At 69.7% G+C, this 25,345-nt stretch carries 21 protein-coding genes, 1 pseudogene and 1 riboswitch; of the genes and pseudogenes, 8 read left to right on the forward strand and 14 right to left on the reverse strand.

What is annotated here, in order from left to right; all coding sequences use genetic code 11:
- Window positions 1-6: 6 nt before the first annotated feature.
- Window positions 7-372 carry a DUF6479 family protein gene (locus ABZ725_RS32385; protein ID WP_351915161.1) on the reverse strand — a complete coding sequence of 122 codons (366 nt, stop codon included), beginning with the start codon at window positions 370-372 and terminating at the stop codon, window positions 7-9.
- 155 nt (window positions 373-527) lie between these two features.
- Here ABZ725_RS32385 and ABZ725_RS32390 point away from each other — a divergent pair, with 155 nt between their 5' ends.
- On the forward strand, window positions 528-902 hold the full coding sequence (locus ABZ725_RS32390; RefSeq protein WP_358806044.1) for a ferredoxin: 375 nt from the start codon (window positions 528-530) through the stop codon (window positions 900-902).
- Window positions 903-949: 47 nt separating this feature from the next.
- Here the strand turns inward: ABZ725_RS32390 and ABZ725_RS32395 are convergent, their stop codons facing one another.
- A complete protein-coding gene (locus ABZ725_RS32395; protein WP_351915157.1) occupies window positions 950-1,513 on the reverse strand; it encodes a histidine phosphatase family protein in 564 nt (187 codons plus the stop codon).
- A complete protein-coding gene (locus ABZ725_RS32400; RefSeq protein WP_358806045.1) occupies window positions 1,510-1,926 on the reverse strand; it encodes a hypothetical protein in 417 nt (138 codons plus the stop codon). Before ABZ725_RS32400 ends, ABZ725_RS32395 begins: the two co-directional genes overlap by 4 nt.
- A gap of 68 nt (window positions 1,927-1,994) precedes the next feature.
- Window positions 1,995-2,152: riboswitch (cobalamin riboswitch) on the forward strand.
- A 35-nt stretch (window positions 2,153-2,187) separates the two neighbouring features.
- On the opposite strand from ABZ725_RS32400, the gene ABZ725_RS32405 reads away from it, so the two are divergent.
- The 3 genes from ABZ725_RS32405 to ABZ725_RS32415 all read left to right on the forward strand — a co-directional run bounded on the left by ABZ725_RS32405 (window position 2,188) and on the right by ABZ725_RS32415 (window position 4,548).
- Window positions 2,188-2,409 carry a CbtB-domain containing protein gene (locus tag ABZ725_RS32405; protein WP_351915155.1) on the forward strand — a complete coding sequence of 74 codons (222 nt, stop codon included), beginning with the start codon at window positions 2,188-2,190 and terminating at the stop codon, window positions 2,407-2,409.
- Between the two features lie 25 nt (window positions 2,410-2,434).
- Window positions 2,435-3,196, forward strand: a complete 762-nt coding sequence (locus ABZ725_RS32410; RefSeq protein WP_351915153.1) for a CbtA family protein — start codon at window positions 2,435-2,437, stop codon at window positions 3,194-3,196.
- A gap of 173 nt (window positions 3,197-3,369) precedes the next feature.
- Entirely contained in the window at window positions 3,370-4,548 is a 1,179-nt protein-coding gene (locus tag ABZ725_RS32415) for an acyl-CoA dehydrogenase family protein (RefSeq protein ID WP_358806046.1), read from the forward strand.
- An 88-nt stretch (window positions 4,549-4,636) separates the two neighbouring features.
- Here ABZ725_RS32415 and ABZ725_RS32420 read toward each other — a convergent pair whose 3' ends face one another.
- From ABZ725_RS32420 to ABZ725_RS32445, 6 genes and pseudogenes are all read right to left on the reverse strand, one after another.
- Window positions 4,637-5,575, reverse strand: coding sequence for an SGNH/GDSL hydrolase family protein (locus ABZ725_RS32420; protein ID WP_358806047.1), 939 nt, complete (start codon window positions 5,573-5,575; stop codon window positions 4,637-4,639).
- 163 nt (window positions 5,576-5,738) lie between these two features.
- Window positions 5,739-6,395: a response regulator transcription factor gene (locus ABZ725_RS32425; RefSeq protein ID WP_358806048.1), complete on the reverse strand. Its 657-nt coding sequence runs from the start codon at window positions 6,393-6,395 to the stop codon at window positions 5,739-5,741.
- Window positions 6,392-7,717, reverse strand: coding sequence for a histidine kinase (locus tag ABZ725_RS32430; RefSeq protein ID WP_358806049.1), 1,326 nt, complete (start codon window positions 7,715-7,717; stop codon window positions 6,392-6,394). The genes ABZ725_RS32425 and ABZ725_RS32430 overlap by 4 nt, the downstream gene beginning before the upstream one ends.
- 620 nt (window positions 7,718-8,337) lie before the next feature.
- Window positions 8,338-10,491, reverse strand: a pseudogene (locus ABZ725_RS32435) (MMPL family transporter); the annotation flags it as partial.
- Window positions 10,492-10,681: 190 nt separating this feature from the next.
- Window positions 10,682-11,659: an NADPH:quinone reductase gene (locus tag ABZ725_RS32440; protein ID WP_358806050.1), complete on the reverse strand. Its 978-nt coding sequence runs from the start codon at window positions 11,657-11,659 to the stop codon at window positions 10,682-10,684.
- A gap of 26 nt (window positions 11,660-11,685) precedes the next feature.
- Window positions 11,686-12,210 (reverse strand): PadR family transcriptional regulator, encoded by a 525-nt coding sequence (locus ABZ725_RS32445; RefSeq protein WP_358806051.1) that lies wholly within the window; start codon window positions 12,208-12,210, stop codon window positions 11,686-11,688.
- A 483-nt stretch (window positions 12,211-12,693) separates the two neighbouring features.
- Here ABZ725_RS32445 and ABZ725_RS32450 point away from each other — a divergent pair, with 483 nt between their 5' ends.
- Complete coding sequence (locus ABZ725_RS32450) at window positions 12,694-13,725, forward strand: Gfo/Idh/MocA family oxidoreductase (protein WP_358806052.1); 1,032 nt, start codon at window positions 12,694-12,696, stop codon at window positions 13,723-13,725.
- A gap of 201 nt (window positions 13,726-13,926) precedes the next feature.
- On the opposite strand, the gene ABZ725_RS32455 is transcribed toward ABZ725_RS32450, so the two are convergent.
- The 5 genes from ABZ725_RS32455 to ABZ725_RS32475 form a co-directional block, all read right to left on the reverse strand.
- A complete protein-coding gene (locus ABZ725_RS32455) occupies window positions 13,927-15,075 on the reverse strand; it encodes an acyl-CoA dehydrogenase family protein (RefSeq protein WP_358806053.1) in 1,149 nt (382 codons plus the stop codon).
- 78 nt (window positions 15,076-15,153) lie between these two features.
- Window positions 15,154-16,200 carry an amidohydrolase family protein gene (locus tag ABZ725_RS32460; RefSeq protein ID WP_351915122.1) on the reverse strand — a complete coding sequence of 349 codons (1,047 nt, stop codon included), beginning with the start codon at window positions 16,198-16,200 and terminating at the stop codon, window positions 15,154-15,156.
- Window positions 16,193-17,713 (reverse strand): aldehyde dehydrogenase family protein, encoded by a 1,521-nt coding sequence (locus tag ABZ725_RS32465; protein ID WP_358806054.1) that lies wholly within the window; start codon window positions 17,711-17,713, stop codon window positions 16,193-16,195. Before ABZ725_RS32465 ends, ABZ725_RS32460 begins: the two co-directional genes overlap by 8 nt.
- Window positions 17,710-18,588: an alpha/beta hydrolase gene (locus ABZ725_RS32470; RefSeq protein ID WP_358806055.1), complete on the reverse strand. Its 879-nt coding sequence runs from the start codon at window positions 18,586-18,588 to the stop codon at window positions 17,710-17,712. Before ABZ725_RS32470 ends, ABZ725_RS32465 begins: the two co-directional genes overlap by 4 nt.
- Window positions 18,585-20,006 carry a carotenoid oxygenase family protein gene (locus ABZ725_RS32475; RefSeq protein ID WP_358806056.1) on the reverse strand — a complete coding sequence of 474 codons (1,422 nt, stop codon included), beginning with the start codon at window positions 20,004-20,006 and terminating at the stop codon, window positions 18,585-18,587. Before ABZ725_RS32475 ends, ABZ725_RS32470 begins: the two co-directional genes overlap by 4 nt.
- A gap of 267 nt (window positions 20,007-20,273) precedes the next feature.
- On the opposite strand from ABZ725_RS32475, the gene ABZ725_RS32480 reads away from it, so the two are divergent.
- The 3 genes from ABZ725_RS32480 to ABZ725_RS32490 all read left to right on the forward strand — a co-directional run bounded on the left by ABZ725_RS32480 (window position 20,274) and on the right by ABZ725_RS32490 (window position 25,215).
- Window positions 20,274-21,470, forward strand: coding sequence for a helix-turn-helix domain-containing protein (locus ABZ725_RS32480; RefSeq protein ID WP_358806057.1), 1,197 nt, complete (start codon window positions 20,274-20,276; stop codon window positions 21,468-21,470).
- Between the two features lie 357 nt (window positions 21,471-21,827).
- Window positions 21,828-23,441, forward strand: coding sequence for a succinic semialdehyde dehydrogenase (locus ABZ725_RS32485; RefSeq protein ID WP_358806058.1), 1,614 nt, complete (start codon window positions 21,828-21,830; stop codon window positions 23,439-23,441).
- Window positions 23,442-23,469: 28 nt separating this feature from the next.
- Entirely contained in the window at window positions 23,470-25,215 is a 1,746-nt protein-coding gene (locus ABZ725_RS32490) for a GMC family oxidoreductase (RefSeq protein ID WP_358806059.1), read from the forward strand.
- Window positions 25,216-25,345: the final 130 nt, after the last annotated feature.

Here is a 25,345-nt window from a genome sequence, read left to right on the forward strand (position 1 = left end):
CGGTGATCAGTGGGCTCCCAGGCCACCGCCGCCGAACGAGCCGCTGCTGCCGCGGCTCCAGCGCGGCCGTTTCTGGTCCGTGCTCGCCCGGGTCTGCATGTTGCTCAGTTCGTACGGGGTGAGGGGACGGCCCCCCTTCGGCGTCCGAGGGACCTCGTCGGGCTCGCGGTTCTCGCGGATCTCACGCACCGCGCCGCCCGGCGGCAGCTGCGGTTGCTCCTCGGGACGCGGCCGGTCCGGCTCGCGCGACTTGACACGCGCGCCCAGCCAGAAGCCGCCGGCCAGCACGGCCAGCACGGCCATGCCGACGACGAACATCACGAGGCTGAGCAGGCCGCTCGCGGCGGCCAGCTGCATGCTTGCGGTAGTCATATCAGCCGAATACCCCCGTAACGGGTCATGAACCCGCCATTCCGGGACCATTCCGGGGCCGTGACTCCCCGTCGACGGAACCTCACGCATGGCGTCCGGCACAGATGTCGCCGCCGGGCGGGTTTGGCGCCGCCCTTCCCGGCTACCCGCCGGGGGTGACTTCGACGACATCCCAACAGGAACTCTTCCGATTCCTGGAGGACCGCTTCGCCTGCGCCCAGGCGTGCACCGAATGTGCGCGAGCCTGTGCGCTGCGGGCGAGCCACGTGGACCCGGACGGGACCGAACGAGACGAACTCGTGCGACGCAAGGGCATCATGTGCGCGGAGGTGTGCGACGCGACCTGCCGGGTGCTGTCCGAGGACAGCCGGATGGACGAGGCCGGCATCCGCGCCCAACTGGAGTGGTGCCGGACCGTCTGCCTGGAGTGCGCCCACGCCTTCGACAAGCACCCGGGAGCCGAGGAGGGCGCGGCCGCCTGCCGCGCCTGCGCCGCGACCTGCACGGACTTCATCGGCACGCTGGTCTGAGACCGCGCGCAGACGCCCTCACCGCAAACGCCCTCACCGCGGGCGCCTCACAGGGGGCGGCCCATCCGTACGTTCCAGCGCCCCGACCGGCCGCTGAGCTCCACGGCCGTCAGCGGCGGGACGTCGGTGCGCCAGAACGCCGACTCCGGCGCTCCCAGCGCCCGCACCACCGCGGCCCGGACGACCTCGGGCTCGGCGACGGCCACGGTCCGCCCCGGCTGCAGTGCGGCCGTGTCCAGCCAGGCGGCCACCCGTTCGCACACCGCCCGCACCGACTCCCCGCCGTGCGGCGCGGCCGCCGGGTCCGTGAGCCACGCGGCCAGCGCGTCCGGCTCCCGAGCCCCCACGTCCGCCAGTGCCTCGCCCCGCCAGCGGCCCGCGTCCAGCGCCGCCAGCCCGGGCGCGTCCACGGCGTCGAGGCCCAGTGCGGCGGCCGTCTCGCGGCAGCGCACGGTGGGGGACGTCCAGACGCGCTCGGCCGTCGGCAGCGTCCCGGCGGCCGCCCGGGCCTGCCGCAGCCCGACGTCGTCGAGCGGACCGCCGTCGTCGAACCGCGCCTCGCGCAGGGCGGCCGTGAGTGCGGGGGAGACCAGGACCAGCCTGCTCGTCATGCGAGGCCTTTCTCTCGTGCTCGGTACCCGGGCGGGCAGTCGCGGGCGTCGGTCGGCCGCGTCACGGATGTGACTGTGCGGGTCGTCGAGCAGTCGTACGGCCGAGGCCGAGGCCCCGAGGTCGAGGCCGTGGACAGCCGCTGGTCCGTCGCGGCCCGGTGCCCGACCTCCTCGCGAAGGCGCACGCCGTCCTCGTCGAACAGGCCGCTCTGGACGGCGAGTCGGTGCCACTGCTCGTCGGCCTCGTCGACCTCAACGGGTCGGTCCGCCGGTGCGGCGACCGTCGCGGAAGCCGCTGCCGAGGCGATCCGGTGCCGGGCGGCGCGGGTCGGCGGCACGTTCTCGACCTGCGGGTGCTCGGCGGTCTCCAGCCCGGTGCGTCCGAGCGGCGCCCTCGGTTCCTCACCCGTCATGGGAGGTCATCCTGCCGGACGGGCCGGCGGTCCCGCTCCCGTACCCCGTCCATGCGCCCTTGGCCGGAACTGCACTTTCGCGGTACGGTCCTCGACGAAATCGACATCGACGACGGACAAGCGGAAGCCGGTGGAAGCCCGGCACGGTCGCGCCACTGTGTGCCGGGCCCCCATCTCAGGTGCGGGCCGGGTGAGTCAGACCCGCACCGTCGTCCTGTGCACCACCGAGCCGGGACGCGAGTTCCCCCAGGAGGTCCTGCCATGGCGCAGTCCGCCGTCCAGCCGAGCGCTACCCCTACCGCCCTCCCCGAGAAGCTGCCGATCGGGGCGATCGTCCCGTGGGCGGTCTTCTTCGGCATCCTGATGCTGGTCCTGCTGTACTTCGTCGGCGCCGAACAGGGCGCCACGTCCGTGGTGTCCGGCGAGGGCGTCCACGAGTGGGTGCACGACGCCCGCCACCTGCTCGGCTTCCCCTGCCACTGACAGCGAAGAGGAAGCGCATCCGCTCATGAACTCCGCAACTGTCAGAAACCTCCTGGTCCGTGGCATGCTCGCGGGACTCGCCGCGGGCCTGGTGGCCCTCTTCGTCGCCTACTTCCTGGGCGAACCGCGCGTCGACGAGGCGATCGCCTTCGAGGAGGCGCACGCCCACGAGCACGGCGGCGAGGAACTCGTCAGCCGCACCCTGCAGTCCACCGCGGGCCTGTCCACCGGGGTCCTCGTCTACGGAGTCGCCTTCGGCGGCATCGCGGCCCTGGCGTACTGCTTCGCGCTCGGCCGGATCGGCCGCTTCGGGCCGCGCGCGAGCGCGCTGCTCCTGGCGGGCGCCGGGCTGGTCTCGGTGTACGTCGTCCCGTTCCTGAAGTACCCCGCCAACCCGCCGGCCGTCGGGGATCCCGACACGCTCAACCAGCGCACCACGCTGTACTTCCTGATGGTCGTGCTCAGTGTGCTGCTGGCGGTCGGCGCCGTCGTCCTGGGCAGGCGTCTCGCGCCGCGCCTGGGCAACTGGAACGCCACGCTGGCGGCGGGCGGGTTCTTCGTCCTCGTCGTGGGTCTGGCGTACGCCTTCCTGCCGTCGTTCAACGAGGCTCCGGCGGACTTCCCGGCCACCCTGCTGTGGCAGTACCGGCTTGCCGCCCTCGCCGTGCAGGCAGCCCTGTGGACCGCCTTCGGGCTGGTCTTCGGGGTGCTCGCGGAGCGCCTGCTGGCCCCCGAGGCCGCCAGGAAGCCGGCGGTGACGGCCCAGCCGACTCCGGTACCTCACTGATCACCGCACGGTCGAAGGGCCCCGGAGCGCTTCCGCTCCGGGGCCCTTCTGGCGTCGCGCTCCCCATTCCCAATTTCTGGAACACGTTCTACCGTGTGCGCCGTCAGGACCGTCCGGACACCGGCCTCGGGAAGCACCGTCCGGACACCGGCCTTGGGAAGCCAGGAGGCGCCGTGCACCTCGACCACACGCCCGAGCAGCTGCGGCTGCGCACCGAACTGCGCGCCTACTTCGCCGAGTTGGTGCCGGCCAACGCCTACGCCCGGCACATCGACCCGGTCGCCGCGAAACGCTTCTACCGCAAGACCATCCGCCGGCTCGGCGCGGACGGCTGGCTCGGCGTCGGCTGGCCGAAGGAGTACGGCGGCCGGGGCCTCACGCCCATCGAGCAGTTCGTCTTCTTCGACGAGGCCGCCCAGGCCGGCGTGCCGCTGCCGCTGATGGCGCTCAACACCGTGGGGCCGACGATCATGCGGTACGGCACGGACGAGCAGAAGGCGGACTTCCTGCCGAAGATCCTCGCCGGTGAGATCGACTTCGCCATCGGCTACAGCGAGCCCGACGCCGGCACCGACCTCGCCGCCCTCAAGACCCGTGCGGTACGCGACGGCGACGAGTACGTGGTCAACGGGCAGAAGATCTGGACGACCAACGGCGACACCGCGGACTGGGTCTGGCTCGCCGTGCGCACCGACCCCGAGGCCCCGCCGCACAAGGGCATCACCATGCTCCTGGTGCCGACCGCCGACCCCGGCTACTCCTGCACGGTCATCCGCACCCTCGCCTCGCACGACACCACCGCCAGCTACTACGAGAACGTCCGGGTCCCGGTCTCCCGGCGGGTCGGCCCCGAGAACCAGGGCTGGCGGCTGATCACCAACCAGCTCAACCACGAGCGCGTGACCCTCGCCGCGCACGGCACGATGGCCATCCGCGCCCTGCACGACGTGCAGCGCTGGGCGACGGAGACCAAGCTCGCCGACGGCCGCCGGGTCGTCGACCTGCCCTGGGTGCGCCGCCGGCTGGCCCAGACCCATGTGAAGCTCGACGCGCTCAAGCTGCTGAACTGGCAGATGGTCGGCGCCCTCCAGAACGGCACCCTCACCCCCCAGGACGCCTCCGCCGTCAAGGTCTACGGCTCCGAGGCCCGCCGGGACGCCTACGCCTGGCTGCTGGAGATCGTCGCGGCCCCCGGCGCACTCCAGGAGGGCTCCGCGGGCGCCGTGCTGCACGGCGAGCTCGAACGGGGCTACCGCTCCGCCGTGATCTTCACCTTCGGCGGCGGCAACAACGAGATCCAGCGGGAGATCATCTCGTGGATAGGGCTGGGGATGCCGCGGGTACGGCGTTAGCCTGCTTGTGACGAGGATTTACAGTTGGCTCCCTGCCGGTGACCCGCGGCTTATGTCCTGCTGGGGTGTCGTCAGTTCCTCATGGCGCTCAGGACGGCGGTGGCCATGCCTCGTTCACCGTGTTCGTTGGGTGGACGACGGCTGCCGGGCTGCTGGGCCGGAGAGGTTCGATCCAACGGGTGCCGGCAGGGGAACAGGCGTCGTGTCCGGCGGACGGGGCGTACGTGTCGACGTACGTCGCCCCGGCGGCCTGGGCGCGGTCGCCGAGCATGGTGTTGAGCTCCTGTTGCTTCTGGCGCAGGAACGTCACGTCGCCGGGGGCGAGGGGCAGTTCGCGGCCGCACTCGGTGCCTTCGGCGGGCAGGATCGCGGGGTAGCCGACGACGTAGACCCTGGCCCCGGGCGCGCGGCGGTCGATCTCGGCCAGAGCTCGGGTGACGCGGTCGCCCGTGGCGCGTATCTTCTGGGCCACTTCGTCGGTGTCGCCGGAGGTGTACTTCTTCTTGCAGGGCGCGTTGTCGGTGACGTCCGTGAGCCTGTCGGCCAGCTTGAAGAGCGATCCGGTGGCGACGCACTTGGTCATCATCGAGCTGAAGCCGATGTCGTTGCCGCCGATGCCGAGGGTGACCACCCTCGTGGAGGCGGAAAGCGCCGAGAGCTCGGCGGGGTTGGTGCCGTGGTCGGTGGACTGGGGGGTGGTGAGGTCGGTGATGGTGGCGCCGCTGCAGCTGACGTCGCGGAAGTCGGCCGCCTTGACACCGAGTTCCTTCGCGACGACGGACAGATAGTTGCGGCCGGAGCGGTCGCAGCCGGCCGGATCGCCGGTCTGGGGAGGGATCTCGGGGCCCGAGGTGTACGAGTCCCCAAGAGCGACGTAGGGCCCCTTGGGCGGTGCCGACGCCGATGTCTTCTTCACTCGTGCTTTGTCGCCGTCGCCGCTGTCGGAGTGCTGTCCGATACTGACGGCGGTGACCAGTACCCCGCACGCCAGGGCCACGCCCATGCCGGTTCGTGCCAGTGATCCCATTGCTGTGTCCTGTTCCTTCGTTGCGGATGCTCGACTGCGGTGCTGCCGAGGTGGTCTGGCTTCGGGGACGTAGCGGTGAACACGGGTGAGGACGTGGGGAGATGGCCCGGGCATCGGACGAGCCGGGCGAGCGGGGTGAGCGGGGTGAGCGGGGCGGGGTGGGTCAGGCCGGGCGGACGAGTCCGGTGTCGTAGGCGAAGATCACGGCTTGGACGCGGTCGCGGGCGTCGATCTTGGTGAGGATGCGGCCGATGTGGGACTTGACGGTGGATTCGGCGAGGTGGAGGCGTTCGGCGATCTCCGTGTTGGTCCAGCCACTGGCGATGCAGGTGAGGACTTCGTGTTCGCGCTGGGTGAGTTCGTCGAGTCGGCGTTGCTGCTGCGGTGAGTGGCCGGGGAGGCGGTCGCCGAAGGTGTCGATGAGTTTGCGGGTGAGACCGGGTGAGATGACGGCGTCGCCGGCGGCCACCGCGCGGACGCCGGCGACGAGTTCCTCGGGAAGTGCGTCCTTGAGCAGGAAACCGCTGGCTCCGGCGCGGAGGGCGTCGTAGGCGTATTCGTCGAGGTCGAAGGTGGTGAGCACCAGGATGCGGGAGCGGCCGCCCGACTCGACGATGCGCCGGGTGGCCTCGATGCCGTCCATGCCGGGCATGCGTACGTCCATCAGGACGACGTCGGGACGCAGTTCGGCGGTCATACGGACCGCTTCGGCACCGTTGGTGGCCTCACCGACGACGGTCATCTGGGGCTGGGCCTCCAGGAGCATGTTGAAGCCCATGCGCTGCAGGGCCTGGTCGTCGACGATGAGAACTGTGGTCATGAGCGGTGCTCCGGGGAGGATGGGGGTTCCCCCTGCTCGTGCGAGGCCGAGAAGGTGGGGGAGGGCGGGTTGGGGACGAGGAACGCGTGGACGGTCCAGCCCCCGCGGGAGTTGGGGCCCGCGGTGACGGTGCCCTTGTACAGGGCGACGCGTTCACGCATGCCGACCAGGCCACGACCGCCCCCGGATCGGCGACGACGGGTTCCCGGAGTACGGTGCGGTCCGTCGTCCTCCACGGTGACGTGGAGGGCCTCCGGGCCGGAGGTGAGGGACACGCGGACCGAGGTGTCGGAGGCGGCGTACTTGACGGTGTTGGTCAGGGCCTCCTGGACGATGCGGTAGACGGACAACTGCAGACCCGGTGGCAGGCGTGTGAGGTCGCCGTGGGTGTCCAGGGTGACGGTGGGGCCCGCCGCACGGACGCGCTCCAGCAGTGAGTCGAGGTCGGTCAGACCGGGCTGTGGGGCGAGCGGCGCGTCGCCCGCTCCCTCGTTGTCCTCGCCGATGACGGCGAGCAGGCGGCGCAGTTCGGCCAGGGCGTCGCGTCCGCTGGCGCTGATGATGCGGAGTGTCTGGGCGCCGCGTTCCGGTTTCGTCTCGGCGAGGGCGGCGGCGCCGTCGGCGAGGCCGACGATGACCGAGAGGGTGTGGCCGAGGATGTCGTGCATCTCGCGGGAGACGCGGGCGCGTTCCTGCGCGGTGGCGAGGCGGGCCTGTTGGTCGCGTTCCTTCTTCAGGGCGTCGATGTAGGCGCCGGCCAGTCGGCTCAGCAGACCGAGCGCGGCGAACGCCGCCATCGCGGTCATCGCCAGTGTGGTCACGACCTCCGGTCGTGTGGCGTACTCCAGCTGGCGCCCGGCGAACACGGCAGCCCACGCGACGAGCTGCGCGGTGGTGACACCGACGGCGAGGGCCAGTTGGCGTGGCGAGCAATGGCGGCCGACGTTGAAGATCGCCACGACGCGCGCGGACTCGGAGCCGGTCATCACCCCCAGCGGGAGGGCCACCACGGAGACGGCGGTGGTGAGGGCGAAGACGAGCATGGGCCGGCGCTCCCGCCACAGGAGCGGGACGGCGAAGGCGGCCATGAGTGCCACCTGCGCCGGGATGTCGCCGGTGTTGTAGGGGTTGAGGTAGGAGTTGGCGCCGAGCGCGGCGCAGAAGACCGGAACACCCCAGTGCCGGACCTTGGGGTGGGCCCGGTCGGCCCGCCGCAGCGCTGCCAGCCGGTAGGCCACCGAGGCGATCACGGAATCGCCGGCCAGGGTCTCCAGGGTCCGGTCGTCGTCCGGGCGGGAAGCGGGGGCGCTCGGTACGGTCACGGGGGTCCTTCACGGGTCGGGGGCCGCCCGCCGGTCCTGGGGGATTGGACCGGCGGGCGGGGCCGGGGAGCCGGCCGATGGGAGGCGGCCGTTCCGATTGTGGGTCGGCGGTGGTCGGCAGCTGTCGCTGCGGCTCGCTTCTGTCAGCGCCTGCGGAACATCTTCTTCCCTATCCCCTTCATCGCGCCGGCCTTCGGCTCGGTCGTGTCGGCGGGCCGGGTGGCGTCACCGGATCGTGCGAGCCGCTGCTTGAACTTGGACAGTCCCAGCTTCTTGTTGCGGAGCGTTGTACGACGGCTCGATGTCTCCGTGTCGCCGGGGCTGTCCACGCCGGTGAGGCCGCTGTCCGAGGCCGCGTTGCTCCCGGCGTCCGTGTCCGCGAGGGTCTCGGCGCCGCGGTCGTCCGCGCCGCGCTGCCGGAGCCCGGACAGTCCGCGGGGCCTGCCGCGGTGGTGCCGGGGCAGCGGCGACGTGAACGTGGCCGTGTCCGGGGCATCGGAGCCGGAGCCGCTCGTGAAGGCCTGCGGGGCGCTGTAGCTGCCCGAGCCCTGGTGGACCCCGGCGCCCACGCCGACGAGTACGGGTTCGGGTGCGGTGCTCGTGCTGTCGGCGTCCAGCGTGTGGCGCAGCTTCTCGCCCTCGACGTCCACGTTGGGCATGGCACGGTCGAGCCATGCGGGCAGGGCCCAGGCGCGGTGGCCGAGCAGGGTCAGCACCGCCGGGACGATGGTCATGCGGACCACGAAGGCGTCGAAGAGGACGGCGGAGGCGAGTCCCAGGCCGACCGACTTGATCAGTGCGGCGTCGTCGAGGAGGAACCCGGAGAAGACGGCGATCATGATGACCGCGGCGGCGGTGACCACCCGGCCGCTGTGCCGGAAGCCTCCGATGACGGCCTGTGTGGGGGTGGCGCCGTGGACGTACTCCTCCCGCATCCGGGTGACGAGGAAGACCTCGTAGTCCATGGCGAGGCCGAAGACGACGCCGATCAGCAGGATGGGCAGCACGCTGACGATGGGCGCCGTCTGGTCGACGCCGAAGACATCCGCGAGCCAGCCCCACTGGAAGACGGCGACCAGGACGCCGAGGGTGGAGGCGATGGTGAGCAGGAAGCCGAGGGCGGCCTTGAGCGGGATCAGGATCGAGCGGAAGACCAGCAGGAGCAGGATCAGGGCCAGGCCGACGACGATGGCGAGGTAGGGGATGAGGGCCTGGGCGAGCTTGGTCGAGACGTCGATGTTGACGGCGGTGGTGCCGGTGACCATCAGGAAGGCGCCGGTGTCCTTCTGCAGCGCGGTGCTGTGGTCGCGGATGTCGGCGACCAGGTCCTTGGTGGCCTGACTGGTCGGGGAGCTCTCCGGGACGACGCCGATGATGGCGACGTCACTTGCCTCGTTGAAGGCGGCGTCGCGGACCGAGGCGACGTCGTCCAGCTTGCCGAGCATCGCGGTCGCGTCCGCGGCGGCGGCCTTGGGGTCGTCACTGTTGCGGGCGTCGACGACCACGGTCAGCGGGCCGTTGAAGCCCGGTCCGAAGCCCTTGCTGAGGGTGTCGTAGGCGAGGCGCTGGGTGCTGGCGGGAGGCTTCATGGAGTCGTCGGGCAGGGTCAGGCGCAGTGACATGGCGGGGATGGCCAGCAGTCCCAGGCCGATCACCGAGACGGCGAGGACCTTGACGGGGTTGCGGGTGACGAGCTTCGCCCAGCGCACGCCCATCGACTCGCCCTCGCCGCGCTCCAGGGCCTTCATACGGCGGGACAGCAGTTTGCCCTTCATGATCCGCAGGCCGGCGAAGCCGAGCAGCGCGGGTAGCAGGGTCAGCGCGATCACCACGGCGACGGCGACGGCGAAGGCGGAGCCCAGGCCCATGGAGGTGAGCATCTGGATGCCGATGACGCTCAGTCCGGCCAGGGCGATGATCACGGTCAGGCCGGCGAAGACGACCGCGGAGCCGGCGGTGCCCAGGGCCCGTCCGCAGGCCTCTTCCGGGTCGTGCCCGTCGCGGATCTCGTTGCGGTAGCGGGACACGATGAACAGGGCGTAGTCGATGGCGACGGCCAGGCCCAGCATCAGCGCCAGCGCGGACGTCTGGGAGGCGATGTCGAAGAACTGGGTGGCGACGGTGATCGACAGGATGGCCGCGCCCACGCCGAGGATCGCGGTGAGCAGGGGCAGCCCGGCGGCGATCAGCGAACCGAAGGTGATCATCAGGGCGACGGCCGCGACGCCGAGACCGATCAGCTCGCCGGCCTTGCCGGCGGCTGTGTCGGCGACGGCGTCGCCGCCCAGGCTCACCGTGATGCCGGCCTTCTCGCCCTGCTCCACGACAGCGGTCTGGACGTCGTGCGCGGCGTCACTGACGTCGGCCTGGGCGACCTTGTACGTCACCCCGGCGTAGCCGATGGTGCCGTCCTTGCTGACCTGTCCGCTGGTGAAGGGGTCGGAGACACTCGCCACCTGCGGCGACTTCTCCAGCTTCGCCACCAGCGACTCCACCGCCGCCTTGTGGGCAGTGGCGGTCAGCTGCTGCCCGTCGGGTGCTTCGAAAACGACCCGGGCGGAGGCGCCGCCGGCGGATGCCTGCGGGAACTCCTCGCCCAGCAGGTCGATGGCTTTCTGGGACTGGGTGCCGGGCAGCGTGAAGCTGTCCGAGGTCTTGCCGGTGGAACTCATGGCGCCCATGCCCACGGCGGCCAGGACGGCGATCCACAACATGAGGACGATGCGTCGTCGCCGAAAGGCGAGCCGTCCCAGTCGGTACAGAAGGGTGGCCACGGATTACTCCCACAGGAGAAGAGATCGTTACGTGAGTGCGCGGGGTCGATCGACCCTTGATCTCAAGCTAGGGGCGGTTTCTCGCGCTCCCTGCCTCCTGTGGGACCGAACCGTCGGGGTGCGGTTAGTACCCCGGTACCCATGCCTCTCGTCCTTGTGGCACGGCGACCGGTGACCGGCGATGTGCTGGTCAGGGGCTGACGGTGATCAGCACCCGGCCGCGTGCGCCCGCGTCCACGCGGTCGTGGGCCTCGGCGATGTCCGTCAGCGGGAAGCGGTCGGCGATGTCGACGGTGAGGGCACCGGCCGCGGCCGCTGCGGTGAGGTCGCGGGCGGCCTGTCGCTTCGCCGCGGCCGGGAAGTCGTCGCTGCCCAGCAGACGCAGGGTGACGTTGTTGAACAGCAGGGGCCAGAAGGGGAGTTCGGTGCGGTCCGCTTGGGTTCCGTAGGCGGCGATGACGGCGTCGAGCGCGGTGACCGCGTTGTCCAGGTCGGCGTTGGCCGACAGGGACACCTCGACGACGCGGTGCACGCCGTCGGGCGCGTACGAGCGGATCGCCGCCGCCGGGTCCCCGGAGTCCAGTGCGACGGCGTGGGAGACGACAGCGGGGGCGACGCCGTCCAGATCGCTGGTGCGGCGGACCGTGCCGATCACGGTGGCGCCACCCCAGCGGGCGAGTTGGGCAGCCAGGGAGCCGACGCCGCCGAGTACCCCGTGCACGAGCACGAGTCGGCCGTCGACCGGGCCGTCGGCGAACACCGCGCGGTGGGCGGTGATCCCGGGGATCCCGAGGCTCGCGCCCAGCTCGTCGCCGAGGTGGCCGGGGAGCCGGACGGCCTGCTGGTCGGGTACGACGGTGTACTGGGCGGCGGTACCGAAGGCACGGTAGGACTGGGCGCCGTAGACCCATACCCGCTGCCCGACGCGGCGGGCGTCGACTCCCTCGCCCACCGCATCGATGACGCCGGCGGCGTCGCTGTGCGGGATCACGCGGGGGTAGGGCATCGAGGAGCCCAGCCAGCCGCGCCGCTTCTTGGTGTCTCCGGGATTGATCCCGGAGACGGTCACGCGGACGCGGACCTCGCCGGGGCCGGCCTGGGGGTCGGGCAACTCACCGACGTGCAGGACGGCGGCGGGGCCCTGTTCTTCGTACCAGGACGCGAGCATGGAAGTACCTCCGGTGCCTTTCAGGATTACGCGGGCGGCTGTTCGCCCAGCACTTCGCGGAGCCAGGTGCGTTCGGCGCGGCTGGTCGCGCGGGCGGTCAGGAGCATGCCGCGCCGGTAGGGGTCGGTGACCTCCTCGGCGCGCATCGGCCGCTCCCCGTCGTAGAAGAAGCTCGCCGGCTCCTCCAGGAAGGCGAGGCGCCGGCGCAGCACCGCGTGCTGTTCGGCGAGGTCGGGGAGCAGTGAGAGGAAGGACAGCACCGTGTAGAAGCGGGTGTGGTCGGTGATCTCGTGCTCGGCGGGCTTGCGCAGGCGCTCCAGCGTGTCGGCGCGGCCGGCCTCGGTCAGGCTCAGTACATAGCGGGCGGCGCCCGCGCGCGGGTCGGCCCGGCGTTCCAGCAGGCCCGCCTTGGCCAGGCGGTTGATGGCCGGGTAGAGACTGCCGTCGCTGACCGGACGGGTGTAGCCGGTCAGGTGGGAGACACGGCGGCGCAGTTCATGACCCGGCAGGGGGCTTTCGGCGAGGAACCCCAGGATGGCGAGTTCGAGCATGGAGCCATCGTCTCACGGCGCACATCGAATCGATATTAACATCGAATCGATGTCATGGTCGGCAGCTCTCGGCTCCTCCCCGCAGGAGCGCCCCGCCATCGTGCGCTGCACGCCCTTCACGATCTTGGACTCCGGTGTCTCCGACAGGTGTCTGTCTCCCGCACGCGCTACGACACGTACGCAAGCGCAGCCCCTACGCCAAGACCGGATTACAGGGATGTTGCGCGAAGTCTTGACACTCTTCCTCCTGGTGCGTAGATATGACTGCGCAGTCATGACAACGCAGTCACAAATGAGGGTGTCCCGGGTTGTGGACGACGAGCCTACGTTTCCGAAGATGTCCGCTGTCGCGTCTTGGCGGTGGCCTCGCCACTCATCGGCCCCCCATGGGGCGGGCACACCGACACGCCGGCCCGGCGGACCAGACCACGTTCCTGCCTTCGAAGAAGACAGAAGAAGACAGAAGAAGACAGAGGAGTTCTCTTGGACACCCCCGTGCGCATCGGGCTGGTCGGATACGGTTTCGGCGGTCGCGTCTTTCACGCCCCGTTGCTCGCTACCGCTCCGGAGTATGAGTTCCTGGGCGTGGTCACCGCGTCGCCCGAGCGCCGAGCACAGGTCGCCCACGACGTGAGTCGGCCGGCCTTCGACTCGCTGGAGGACCTGGCCCGCGCCGGCGCCGAGGCGGTCGTCGTCTCTACGCCTGCGGCCACCCACGTCCCTTTGGTGCGGCAGGCGCTGGAACTGGGCCTGGCCGTCGTCTGCGACAAGCCGTTCGCACTCGACGCGGCCTCGGCGCGTGCGACCGTCGAGTTCGCGGAGAAACAAGGCCGTCCGTTGACGGTGTATCAGAACCGCCGGTGGGACTCCAACTTCCTCACTCTGCGGACGCTGCTGGACAGCGGAGAGATCGGCACTGTGCTCCGCTACGAGTCCCGGTTCGAGGTCTTCCGGCCCGAGGCAGGTGCTCCTGCCGCCGGCGGTGGCACTCTCGTCGACTTCGGCAGCCATCTCGTCGATCAGGCTCTGGTGTTGTCCGGCCCAGTGGAGCGGGTCTACGCGGAGATGCACCACCGCGAGGACGAGGACGGACTCGACGACGACGTCTTTGTGGCCCTGACCCACCGCAACGGGGTGCAGTCCCATCTGTGGGGCAGCTGGCGGCAGGGTGCCCCGGGACCCAGCCTGCGCGTCACCGGGACCACGGGCACCTTCGTCATTGAACACAGGGACAGCCAGGACCGCCCGCTGATGGCCGGGGCGACCCCGCAATCAGAGGGCGACAGCTGGGGGATCGAGCCCGAAGACCTCTGGGGCCGGGTGCGGCGCGGAGACACTGTCGAGCCCGTTGCCTCGGCCCGTGGCCGGTGGGACCTGTTCTATACCGCCTTCGCCGCGGCGGTCCGCGGTGAGGGACCTGTTCCCGTCGATCCCTGGGACGCGGTGGCCACTGCCACAGTCCTGGACGCCGCGCGGTCCAGTGCCCGCGACGGCCGGGTGGTCCGCCTGCCTTGACCGTGCTCGACCACAGACTGCGGCCGACGCCGGCCGCCCTGACGAGCCGCGGAACGCCGCGCGCGTCGGGGTCGTCCGGCTCGGCGGCGGCACGGGTGAGGTTCGGACGGAACCCACCTTGCACGCGCCGGGCCACCCGACTCGACCGAGAGTCGGGTGGCCCGGCGAAGAGATGCCGGCTCTCTGTGACTGAGCGTCAGGTCAGGCGATGACGTGACGGCCGATGATCTCCTTCATGATTTCGGTGGTGCCACCGTAGATGGTGCTCACGCGGGCATCGACGAACGCGCGGGCGATGGGGTACTCCCGCATGTAGCCGTAACCGCCGTGCAGTTGGAGGCATCGGCTGATCACCCGCTGCTGCAGCTCGGTCGCCCACCACTTCGCCTTCGCGGCGTCCGTCGCGGACAGTGTGCCGGCGGTCAGCGCGTCGACACATTGGTCCAGGTAGGCGCGGGTGACCTCCAGCTCGGTGACGATCTCGGCGAGGGTGAACTTGGTGTTCTGGAACTCCGCGATCGGCTGACCGAAGGCTCGGCGGCTCTTGACATGGTCAACGGTCCAGCGCAGAGCCGCTTCGGCGGTGGTGAGGGCGTAGTAGGCGATCGACATCCGCTCCCTCGGCAGCCGTTCCATCAGGTGCCCGAAGCCGCCGCCCTCATTGCCCAACAGGTTGGTCACCGGCACGTGGACGTCGTCGAAGAACAGTTCCGATACGTCCTCCGCGCGCTGTCCGAGCTTGTCCAGGGCCTGGCCCCGGGTGAAGCCCGGCATTCCTTCCTCGACGACCAGCAGGCTGAATCCCCTGCTGCCGGCCTCGGGGTGCGTCCGGGCGACCACGATGACCAGCCCCGCGTGTCCGCCGCCGGTGATGAATGTCTTGGCGCCATTGAGAACCCAGTGGTCTCCGTCGCGCACGGCAGTGGTGCGGATCCCCCGGAGATCGCTGCCGGCGTCGGGTTCGGTCATCGCGATGGCAGCGGTCCGCTCTCCCGAGCACAGCCCGGGCAGCCAGCGCCGCTTCTGCTCCTCGGTGCCCAGGTCGACCAGATAGGGGGCCACGAGGTCGTCGAACCCGCCGAGCGCCACGTTCACCGAAGCCGCGGCCGCCTCGGCGAGTTCGTCCATCACCACACAGCGGAACCGGTAGTCGCTGCACCCCTCGCCACCGTATTCCTCAGGCACTGTCAGTCCCAGCAGACCCTGTTTCCCGGCTGCCCGCCACAGCTGCGGGTCGATCCGCCCTTGCTGCTCCCAGTTCGCCAGAGCGGGCGTGATCTCACGGTTGACGAACTCCCGTACACCGGTCCGGAAGAGTTCGTGTTCCTCCGTGAAGCGAGCACGTTCCATCGGTTGCTTCCTTCCTGGCCGAAAGGCGGCGCACCGATGCTCTTCCGGTCGGCGAGCCGCCAGGGCGAGCTGAGGTTCCTACAGGTGGAACAGGTTTTCGGCGGTCGTCTGGTAGAAGGCCTTGAGATCGGCCGGTGACAGGGGGAGGTCGTCCTGGGCTGTGACCTCTTCGGGGGCGTATTGGTACGGGTAGTCCATCGCGTACAGCACCCGCTCGGGACCCAGCACCTCACGGCAGAACATGATGGCCGGGGCCCAGGGCATGCCGCTGGTGGTCACCCAGACGTTCTCCCGCAGGTAGTCGCTGACCTTGCGCTTCAGCGGCTTCATGAAGGGGTAGCGGCCCGCCCGGACGGTCGCGCCGTGCATGTAGTCGAGTCGGTAGAGCCAGAACGGCAGTGCCTCGCCCAAGTGACCGACGACCATCTTCAGGCGCGGAAAGCGGTCGAAGACACCGGCGGTGACGATCCGCAGGAGATGCATGCCGGTTTCGACGCCGAAGCCGTAGATCGCGCCGTCCAGGCCCGCGTCCAGCAGCGGGCCGATCATGCGCGGAGACGGGGTGTTGGGGTGAAGGTAGACCGGTGTCTCTAGGGCTTCCGCCGCCTCGAAGATCGCCCAGAACTTCGGATCGTCCAGGTACTCGCCCTGGGTGTGGGAGTTGATGATCACACCCTTCAGACCGAGCTCCCGGTGGCCTCGTTCGATCTCCTTGGCCGCATGTTCCGGGTCCTGCGGAGCGATGGCGGTCAGGCCGCTGAAGCGGTCCGGATGACGTCGTACGGCCTCGGCCAGCTGGTCGTTGGCGAGCGTGGCCATGGCGACGGCGTCCCCGGTGCCCAGGATCTGGGTGCCCGGCGAGGTCAGGGAGATGACCTGGCGGTCGATTCCGGTGGCGTCCATATCGGCGATGCGTGCCGCGCCCAGGTCCTGGAGACGGTCGAAGACGAACTTCGTGCGCTCGCTGCCGTGACCGGTGTAGAAGCCCATGAGGCTCTGGAAACCGGGATCGCCGTGCGAAGCCGTACCGCGCTCGAGCATGTCCCGGTAGAGGGCGATGAGTTCGGGTGGGGCGAAGGCCTCCTCGGTGGCGATGCGCAGGTGGCCCCGCGTGTTGTCAGACATCGCGTGCCTCCAGCAGTGTGTTCCAGTGGTCGGTGCCCGGCAGGAAGGACGGGTCGTCGTACTCCACGACGGCCTGCAGTTCCATGCAGTCGAACACCGACTCCAGGCCGTGGGTGCGGCCGATGCCGCTGTGCTTGAAGCCGCCGAACGGCACCGACGCCGGGGAGGCGCCCACCCGGTGCACATTGACGAAGGCGCTGCCGGCCTCCAGACGGCAGGCCAGGGCCCAGGCGCGGTCGGTGTCGGCCGACCAGACGGAGGCGGCGAGGCCGTACTCGGTGGCGTTGGCCAGCCGAACAGCCTCTTCCTCGTCGTCGAAAGGCAGGATCGGGATGATCGGCCCGAACTGTTCCTCGGCGACGACACGGGCGTCCGGGGCGGCCCCTGTCACGACGCTGGGCAGGATGAAGTAGCCGTCCTCCCAGCTGTCGGGGTCCAGCCTTTCGCCGACGGTGGCCACCTTGGCGCCAGAGGCGGCGGTCTCCTCCCGCAAGGCGAGAACGCGGTCGTACTGGGCGCGGGTGGTGACGGGACCGAAAGTCGAACGGGGATCCAGGCCGTCACCCACCCGGATGCGAGACACCATTTCCGTGAAGCGGTCCGCGAATTCGGTGAAACGGCTGGAATGGACGTAGATCCGTTTGATGTTGTAGCAGATCTGCCCACTCGCGCCGAAGACGCCGGCCACCATCTCGCGCAGCATGGTGTCGTCGATCTCGGCATCGTGCAGCACGAGCGCCGCGTCGTTGCCGCCGAGCTCCATGGTGAGGCTCTTGAGGGTCGGGGCGGCGGCGCGCATCACCGCTGTGCCGGTGGCGACGGAGCCGGTGAAGATCATCCTGCGGACAGCCGGGTGCGCGGAGAGCGCGGCGCCCGCTTCGGTGCCCAGTCCCGGGACACTGCTGACGACGCCGGGCGGCAACGCGTCCGCGAGCAGTGCCACGGCCCGGCTCAGCGCCAGCGGGGCCTCCTCCGGCGGCTTGACGACGACAGTGTTGCCCGCGATGAGGGCCGGGGCGATGGAGTTGAAAGCGAGGTAGACCGGTGTGTTCCAAGGCGCGATGACCCCGACGGGTCCCATCGGTACGTACCGTGTCACCGCCCGGCCCGGCCGCGGCAGCGCCGCGGGGCGTTCCGAGGCGGTGGCCAGGTCGTCGGCCAGGGCGGCGAACTGCCGCAGCAGCTTGGGCGCTCCCACTGCGTCACCGCGCGAGTCGTGCAGCACCTTGCCGGTCTCGCGGGTGATGAGCACGGCCAGGTCGCCGAGTTCGGCCTCGATGGCGTCGGCGGCCTTGAGCAGGTAGGCGGCCCGCTCACCGACGGCCAGCGCCGCCCAGGCCGGGAAGGCGGACACAGCGGCGGACACGGCCAGGTCGACCTCCCGGGCGCCTCCCAGGGCGTATTCGCCGACGGTCTCCGAGATACGGGCCGGGTTCAGCACGGGTGCGTATGCGGTGGGGAGTTCCTCGCCGCCCACCAGAACCGGGGCCCTGAGCAGTTTTTCGGCGGTCATGCGGCGCTCCTTGCGGTGTGTTGCTCGACGAACCGCAGAAGCGGCTGACCGAGCGGGCCGTCGTCGACACCCAGCGAGACGATCTCGGAGATGTGGTTGTGTCCGCCGACCCGTACGAAGACACTGGCCGCGTCCTGCACGGCCTCGGCCTGTGCCTGGAAGAGCGGCGGATCCAGTTCCGCTACGGCGGCCAGCAGCGGGATCCCGCAGGTGCGCAGGGAAGGCAGCGCTTCCCGGGCGGTGTACGCCAGGGGATCGGAGCCGAAGTACGCGCTCAGCAGCTCGTTCTTCTCGGCCTCGCGCAGGTCGTAGATCCCGGACAGCAGGGCGGCGGCGGCCACGTCGGGCTTCGCACCCCCGTGTCCGGCCAGGTATCCGGCGACGTGAGCGGCACCGGCGGAGTGTCCGGCCAGCACGATTCGCCGGGGATCGCCTCCATGCGCCGCGATGTTCGTGCGCACCCAGTCGACGGCCGCCGCCACATCCTCGGCGCCGGCCGGGAAGGTGTGCTCCGGGGCCAGCCGGTAGTTGACGGTGACGCCGATGATGCCCCGGTCGACCGCCCAACGGCCGATGTGATCGTAGTACGGCATGCCCGGCGTGTGCTTGTCCCCCGCTACGAAGCCGCCGCCCTGTACGAACACCAGCACGGGGGCCGGGTCCTGAAGAGCTCGGCTCGTGTGGACGTCCAGGCGGTGCCGTGGGTCCGAGCCATACGCGAGGTCGCGTTCGATGACCGGAGCTTGGTGGCCACGGACTTGGTGAGCGAGGGCGAACAGCTCCCACATGCCCAGAATGAGTTCTGGGGTGACCTCAGCCGGGGTATTGCGAATTACCTCGGCGTATTCGTATTTGTATCGGTCTGCGGACGTCATGCCTGGCTCTTCTCGATGTCCTCGTCGGGAACCCAGTTCCCGTGGAAGCCCAGCGGCACCCGCTGCGGGATGTGAACGCGGGCGACCGGCCCGCCTGCCAGATCCTGCGCGTGCAGGATGACGACCTCGGCGCTGTTGTCGGCCAGGTCCGAGACGTAGGTCATCAGCCAGCCGTCGTCCTCGGCGGCGTCGGCCGTGCGCGGGACGAAGACGGCCTCCATGCCGAAGCGGCCCGGGCCGTACCTGTACGACTCATGGGTGCGCTTGTCCAGGTCCTGCTTGAGCAGCATGCTGCCGGCTTCCTTGCTGCGGCTGCTGAAGTAGCCGTAGCGGTGCTCCGCGACGCCGATCAGACGTTCGTCCAGACGTGGCATCTCCGGTTGGGTGTCGCTCAGGCGCTCCACCGTGCAGCGGCCGGTGGCCGGGTCGAGGATGTAGCGGTCGAGCCGGGAGGGCGACTCGGTGGGCCCGGTGGTGTCCGTCTGGAAGAGCTTCTCGTAGCTGATTCCGTCCACGGCGACCCGGCCGTCGGGCAGGTCGAACGCGCCGAGGATGTGGAAGACGCTGGTCGGCTCGGTCTCGCACCATACGACCTGATCCGCCGTACCCTCCCGAGGCAGGAGCCCCCAGGCCGGACGGTGGTCGAAGTCCCATGCGTACGGGAAGTCGTATCCGCGCTCCAGCATGCCGGGGTGAGCCTGGACCGAACCGTTGAAGAAGAGGACGTACCGCGCGCTGAGGGCCATGTCGTGGATGATCGGCCGGCCCTCAAGGGGAATGTCCACGGACTTGCGGATCTTGCCGTTGGTGTCGAGGACCAGGTACTGGGCGTAGTTCCAGTCCCAGCGGTACGCGATGCCGTGCAGTTCGCCGGTGACGGGGTCACGGTGCGGGTGACCGGTCCACGCCCCATTCAGAGTGCCCTCGAAGTTGGAGCGGGCGATGGTGTCGAGCTCGTAGCTCAGCTCGAAGGGCAGCGTGCCCCCCTCAGCGAAGGCGAACGTGTGGCCGCCCTGCGCGAACGTGTGCGTGTTTCCGTGGTTGTTGCGCGCATAACGCGGGCCGGGGGCGGACTCCCGGGGGCCGGGGGTCTCGGGCCAGCCTCGACTCACGACGACTTGGTCATCGCGCACGAAACGGTTGCGGTACCACTCGGCGCGCCCCTCGCGCAGCCGGACGCCGTGCACCATGCCGTTGCCGGAGAACCAGTTGTACGTGATGGGGTCTTCGGGGTCGATCGGGTTCGGGCCGACACGCAGGAGACGGCCGTTCAGCTCCGGCGGGATCGTTCCCGTGACCTTGAGGTCGTGAACGGTGATTTCCTGGTCAACCGGGGCGAACGGACCATCCAGGAACTGGTTGTAAGGGGCCTCGGGCTCGGGCCGAGCCGACGACTTCGGCGGCGTCGTGGACGTCATGATCATTCCTTCTGCGCAGGACGGGCAGTACGTTTTGATCGTCGGCGCGAGGGCCCGGAACGTCATTGGGCTGGTCAGCCAAAGGTCCAGCCTCGATTGTGGATTTTGTACAATGACCGTATGACTGCAGCGGCCAGAGTCCGACTCACCCCACGACTCGTCGCGGGGCTCACGGCTCCGACCGGGACGGCGACCGTCCCGGCGAGCGAACCGGGCATGATCGCATCCGTCGTCGAGGTGGTCGGTGACCAACCAGTGCGCTGGGCCGTGGCACTGGCCGCCCAGGGGCTGACCCAAGTGCTGGCCGAGGTCGCCGAGGAGCACAAGGCCGCGCTGCTCCCGCGGCTGGCGCCCGCGATCGAGCAGACAGGATTGGACTTGTTGCTGGCTCTGCACGGGCAGAGCCGACCGTTCGCACTCAATGCCGACGAGGTCGCGATCAACACCTATCTGGCCAAAGCGGGAGTCCCCTTCCAAAGGATCGTCCAGGGCCTGCGGCTGATCCGACGGCACTGGTCGGGATCGCTCCTCGACCTGGCCGACGGGCACCAGCCCGCCGCCGAGCGCGGGCAACTCGTACGTGAGGTGACGGAGGTGGTGAACGAGTTCTTCGATGCCTCTGTGGACGCGGTCATCGCCGACTACTTCACTCAGCGCCAGCGGCTCCTCGCCCAGCGCATTGCGGACCAGCGCATCATGATCACCTCTGTCATCAATGGCGATCCGGTCGACGTGGACGCGGCCCGGCGCACGCTCGGCACCGACCTCACAGGCCATCATCTCGGCCTGATTCTCTGGCTGGAAAGCGCCGGCAGCTCGCCGGATCCTCACGGTGACCTTGCGCAGGCCCTGCGTGAGGTCGCCGCCGCCCTGGGGAATCCCGCACTGCTGACCCTTGACACCGACCGCAGCACGCTGTGGGCCTGGGCCACTTCACCCGGCTCCGGCCCGCGCCTCCCGGACGGCCTTCCGCAGACCCTGCGGGGCATCGCGAACGACGTCGGGATCGCCGTAGGCCGCCCGGCACCCGGCAGGGACGGATTCCGCCGCACCCATCTCGCCGCACTCGACGCCTACCGGGTCGCCCGCCTCACCGGGCGGCCTGAGCAGGTCACCGTGTACGACGACGTCGCGCTCGCCGCGCTGCTCACCGAGGATCCCGAACGCGGCCGGTGGTTCATCGACGAGGAACTGGGCCCTCTTGCCGCCCCGGACCGCGCGACCACCGATCTTCGGCAAACCCTCCTCAGCTACCTGGACCACGGCGGCAGCATCGCCCGAGCCGCCGAAGCGCTGTACGTCCACCGAAACACCGTGGTGTATCGGCTTCGGCGCGCGGAGGACCTCCTCGGCCGTTCCGCTACCGACCGCACCCTGGAAACCCACACAGCCCTGCGGCTCGCAAAGGTGTTCGCCTCGTGCCCAGCCTCGGGTGCCGGCCCTGCTCCCGGCCGGCCGGGCTGAGTGCCTGACGGCCACGCGCAGGCTGCCTGCCTTTCCGGCACACACAGCCCTTCACCGCGGCCTCGGACGACATGGACCTGTTGGCCGTACGCGGACGACAGCTCTTCGGTGAAGCGGCTGTCGGCCCCGGGCGCAGTGCCACGGTTCACATCTGTGCACCAGGCAACTCACGGCTGACCCGCAACAGCACCCGCGAGCTGCCGTGAAAGCGTGCCCGACTCAGCTGTCGGTTGTGCAAAACAAACATCTGCGGGCTCGGGTTTGGCTGACCCGACCAATGACTTGCCGTGCCCCAGTGCTCACGATCGTCTCCACACGGCGTGCGGTCGCGAAAGTGCGTTGTGCGGCCATTCATCGATGGAAAAGAGAGTGACCATGGCGGTTGTTTCGACCGACGGGAACCCAGTGGCTCCCACTGGTCCGCGGACCGCGGCAGACGTGGTGACACCCGCCCTGATCGCCCGGCTCACCCGGGACGTGATCGGTACTGGCCGTGCGTCGACCCGCACTCCACTCACCGGGGAGCCGCTCGCCGAACTGCCCGAGTCCAGCCCCGCAGACGTCACCGCGGCATTCAGGCGGGCGCGAGACGCCCAGGAGGCATGGGCTGCGACTCCTGTCGCGCGGCGGGCCGAGGTGCTGCTCCGGTTCCACGACCTCGTACTGGACGCGCAGGACGAGGTCCTCGACCTGATCCAGGTGGAGACGGGCAAAACCCGCCTGCACGCGCACGAGGAGATCCAAGGTGCTCTGGGTACCGCGCGCCACTACGGTCGTCGGGCCGCCGCCTACCTGAAGCCTCGCCGCCATCGTGGGGTGGTGCCGATGCTCACCCGCGTGGTCGAGCTGCGCAGGGCCAAGGGGGTGGTCGGGCAGATCGTGCCGTGGAACTACCCGCTCGCTCTCGCCGTCGGCGACGCGTTGCCCGCCTTCGCCGCCGGCAACGCGGTCGTGACGAAGCCCGACACACAGACGGCGCTGACCGTTCTGTGGGCTCGGGAGCGCCTGGTCGAGGCAGGGCTGCCCGAGGGCGTGTGGCAGATCGTCCTCGGCGACGGCCCCGTCGTCGGCGGCGCCGTGATCGCCCACGCAGACCACGTCACTTTCACTGGCTCCACCGCCACAGGCCGACTGGTGGCGAAGCAGGCCGCCGACCGTCTCGTCGGAGTGTCCCTGGAACTCGGCGGGAAGAACGCGCTGCTCGTCCTGGAGGACGCCGACCTGGACAGGGCAGCGGAAGGGGCCGTGCGAGCCTGCTTCACATCAGCCGGCCAGTTGTGTGAGTCCGTGGAGCGGCTGTACGTCCACGAGTCGGTGGCCGATGCCTTCCTCGACCGATTCCTGGCGCGTACCAAGGCGCTTTCCCTCGGCTCAGGTCTCGGCTACGGAGCCCATATCGGCTCTTTGGCCGGACCCCGGCAGTTGGAAGCCGTAACACGCCACGTGGACGAGGCGGTCGCGAAGGGCGCGACCGTGCTGGCAGGTGGTCACCATCGTCCGGACGTCGGGCCGTACTTCTACGAGCCGACCGTCCTGGACGGCGTGCAGCCGTCGATGGCGGTGTACGGCGAGGAGACGTTCGGTCCCGTCGTCTCGGTGTACCGATTCGCCGACGAGGGCGAAGCCTTGGCGCTCGCCAACGCCACGTCGTACGGCCTCAACTCCAGTGTCTGGGGCCGGGATACCCGGCGGGCGGGCATCCTCGCCGGCCGTCTCCGTACCGGCTCCGTCAATGTCAACGAAGCCTATGCCGCCGCGTACGGAAGTGTGCAGGCACCGCACGGAGGCATGGGCGACTCGGGGCTCGGCCGCCGGAACGGCGCCGAGGGCATCCTCAGGTACACCGAGGCCCAGACGGTCGCGACTCAGCGTCTGATTCCGCTTGGCCCCTCGCGCGGCATGGACGACGCGAGCCATGCGGCGCTGATGAGCAGGGTGCTGGGCGCGATGAAGACTTTTCGGCTGCGCTGAGCCGTTCATTTTCGAGGAGATTCGTACCATGCAGTATGACTACGACGTCGTTGTCATCGGATCCGGATTCGGCGGATCAGTCTCCGCACTCCGCCTGAGCGAGAAGGGTTACAAGGTCGCCGTGCTGGAGGCGGGCCGTCGGTTCACCAAGGACACCCTGCCGAAGAACTCCTGGCATGTGCGGGACTATCTGTGGGCCCCCAAGCTCGGGCTCTACGGCCTTCAGCGCATTCATGTGCTGGGCAAGGTCATGGTCATGGCGGGGGCAGGCGTCGGTGGAGGCTCTCTGAACTATGGCAACACCCTCTATGAGCCTCCGTCGGCCTTCTTCGAGGACCGCCAGTGGAGCCACATCACCGACTGGAAGACGGAGTTGGCGCCGTACTACCAGCAGGCGCGCAGGATGCTGGGCGCCCGGCTCAACCCGTCGACCACTCCGGCGGACGTGCATCTGAAGGCGGCTGCAGAGCGAATGGGCATCGCCGACACCTACCACCCGACTCCGGTGGGTGTCTTCTTCGGCGACGGCCAGGACGGCGACGAGACCGTCAAGACCGACCCTGGTGCCGAGGTGGCCGATCCCTACTTCGGTGGGGCCGGCCCGGCCCGGCGGGCCTGCATCGAATGCGGTGAATGCATGACCGGCTGCCGTTACGGCGCCAAGAACACCTTGAACGAGAACTACCTCTACCTGGCCGAACGGGCCGGTGCTGTCGTCCATCCCCTGACGACGGTCACCGAACTCGGCGAAGACGGCACCGGCGGCTACCTGGTTCTGACACGCCCCACGAACAGACGAGGCAAGTCCCACGACCGGACGTTCCGCGCCCGCCAGGTTGTCATCGCGGCCGGCACATACGGCACGCAGACACTGCTGCACACCATGCGGTCGACCGGGCGACTGCCGCGCATGTCCGACCGGCTGGGCGTCCTTACGCGGACGAACTCCGAAGCCCTGGTCAGCGCGCAGACCTCGCCCGGACGCTACCGCAGGCGCCATGGGCACGCCCCGGACTTCACCCGCGGTGTCGCCATCACCTCCTCGGTGCACCCGAACGAAACCACCCATGTCGAAGTCGTGCGATACGGACGCGGCTCGAATGCCCTGGCCGGGATGTCCGTCCTGCAAGTCCCCTACAACCCGCGCCTACCGCGCACCCTGGCCTGGGCCGCGCACTGCGCCCGGCACCCCGTGGATGCCGTGCGCTCCCTGTCCGTCCGCCGTTGGTCCGAACTCAGCATCCTGGGTTTGGTCATGCAGACGTTCGACAACTCACTGACCACCTTCGTGAAGCCCTCGGGCATCGGCAAAGGGACTCTCAAAGCCCGACAGGGCGAAGGGACCCCCAATCCGACGCAGATCGCCGAAGCGACCGAGATCGCTGCGCTGCTGGCCGAGGAGATCAACGGATTCGCCGCGAGCAACATCGGAGAACTGACGGGAATGCCGATGACAGCCCACTTCCTCGGGGGCTGCGCGATCGGTGAGGACGCCGACCACGGAGTCATCGATCCCTACCACCGCCTCTACGGGTACCCGGGCATCCACGTCGTCGACGGCTCGGCCGTCTCGGCGAACCTCGGTGTGAACCCGTCCCTCACCATTACCGCCCAGGCCGAGCGTGCCATGTCCTTCTGGCCCAACGTCGGGGACACAGATCCTCGCCCTGCCCAGGGGAACGGTTATCGCCGTATCCGCCCCGTCCGGCCGAACACTCCAGCGGTTCCCGAGGGAGCTTTCGGCGCTCTGCACCTGCCGATCACTCAGAAATGACAACGGTTTCCCGCTGCGCAGCGGAAGGGAACATGCTCATGGTCGGCTCCGTTTCTCCGCGGTCACACTTGCGCCCGAACGACTGGGAGTCCCTGTTCGATGGGATCTCGACCGGCATCGCGCTCGTGGG

It is taken from the genome of Streptomyces sp. NPDC006872, from assembly GCF_040635845.1.
GTDB lineage: Bacteria > Actinomycetota > Actinomycetes > Streptomycetales > Streptomycetaceae > Streptomyces.

What these genes read in the sequence shown, in the direction of transcription:
- ABZ725_RS32400 (WP_358806045.1), bottom strand. Translation starts at nt 1,926, where the DNA reads ATGACGGGTGAGGAACCGAGGGCGCCGCTCGGACGCACCGGGCTGGAG.
- ABZ725_RS32475 (WP_358806056.1), bottom strand. Translation starts at nt 20,006, where the DNA reads ATGACGTCCACGACGCCGCCGAAGTCGTCGGCTCGGCCCGAGCCCGAG.
- ABZ725_RS32420 (WP_358806047.1), bottom strand. Translation starts at nt 5,575, where the DNA reads ATGGGATCACTGGCACGAACCGGCATGGGCGTGGCCCTGGCGTGCGGG.
- ABZ725_RS32405 (WP_351915155.1), top strand. Translation starts at nt 2,188, where the DNA reads ATGGCGCAGTCCGCCGTCCAGCCGAGCGCTACCCCTACCGCCCTCCCC.
- ABZ725_RS32490 (WP_358806059.1), top strand. Translation starts at nt 23,470, where the DNA reads ATGCAGTATGACTACGACGTCGTTGTCATCGGATCCGGATTCGGCGGA.
- ABZ725_RS32395 (WP_351915157.1), bottom strand. Translation starts at nt 1,513, where the DNA reads ATGACGAGCAGGCTGGTCCTGGTCTCCCCCGCACTCACGGCCGCCCTG.
- ABZ725_RS32385 (WP_351915161.1), bottom strand. Translation starts at nt 372, where the DNA reads ATGACTACCGCAAGCATGCAGCTGGCCGCCGCGAGCGGCCTGCTCAGC.
- ABZ725_RS32440 (WP_358806050.1), bottom strand. Translation starts at nt 11,659, where the DNA reads ATGCTCGCGTCCTGGTACGAAGAACAGGGCCCCGCCGCCGTCCTGCAC.
- ABZ725_RS32460 (WP_351915122.1), bottom strand. Translation starts at nt 16,200, where the DNA reads ATGTCTGACAACACGCGGGGCCACCTGCGCATCGCCACCGAGGAGGCC.
- ABZ725_RS32425 (WP_358806048.1), bottom strand. Translation starts at nt 6,395, where the DNA reads ATGACCACAGTTCTCATCGTCGACGACCAGGCCCTGCAGCGCATGGGC.
- ABZ725_RS32410 (WP_351915153.1), top strand. Translation starts at nt 2,435, where the DNA reads ATGAACTCCGCAACTGTCAGAAACCTCCTGGTCCGTGGCATGCTCGCG.
- ABZ725_RS32465 (WP_358806054.1), bottom strand. Translation starts at nt 17,713, where the DNA reads ATGACCGCCGAAAAACTGCTCAGGGCCCCGGTTCTGGTGGGCGGCGAG.
- ABZ725_RS32455 (WP_358806053.1), bottom strand. Translation starts at nt 15,075, where the DNA reads ATGGAACGTGCTCGCTTCACGGAGGAACACGAACTCTTCCGGACCGGT.
- ABZ725_RS32470 (WP_358806055.1), bottom strand. Translation starts at nt 18,588, where the DNA reads ATGACGTCCGCAGACCGATACAAATACGAATACGCCGAGGTAATTCGC.
- ABZ725_RS32485 (WP_358806058.1), top strand. Translation starts at nt 21,828, where the DNA reads ATGGAAAAGAGAGTGACCATGGCGGTTGTTTCGACCGACGGGAACCCA.
- ABZ725_RS32445 (WP_358806051.1), bottom strand. Translation starts at nt 12,210, where the DNA reads ATGCTCGAACTCGCCATCCTGGGGTTCCTCGCCGAAAGCCCCCTGCCG.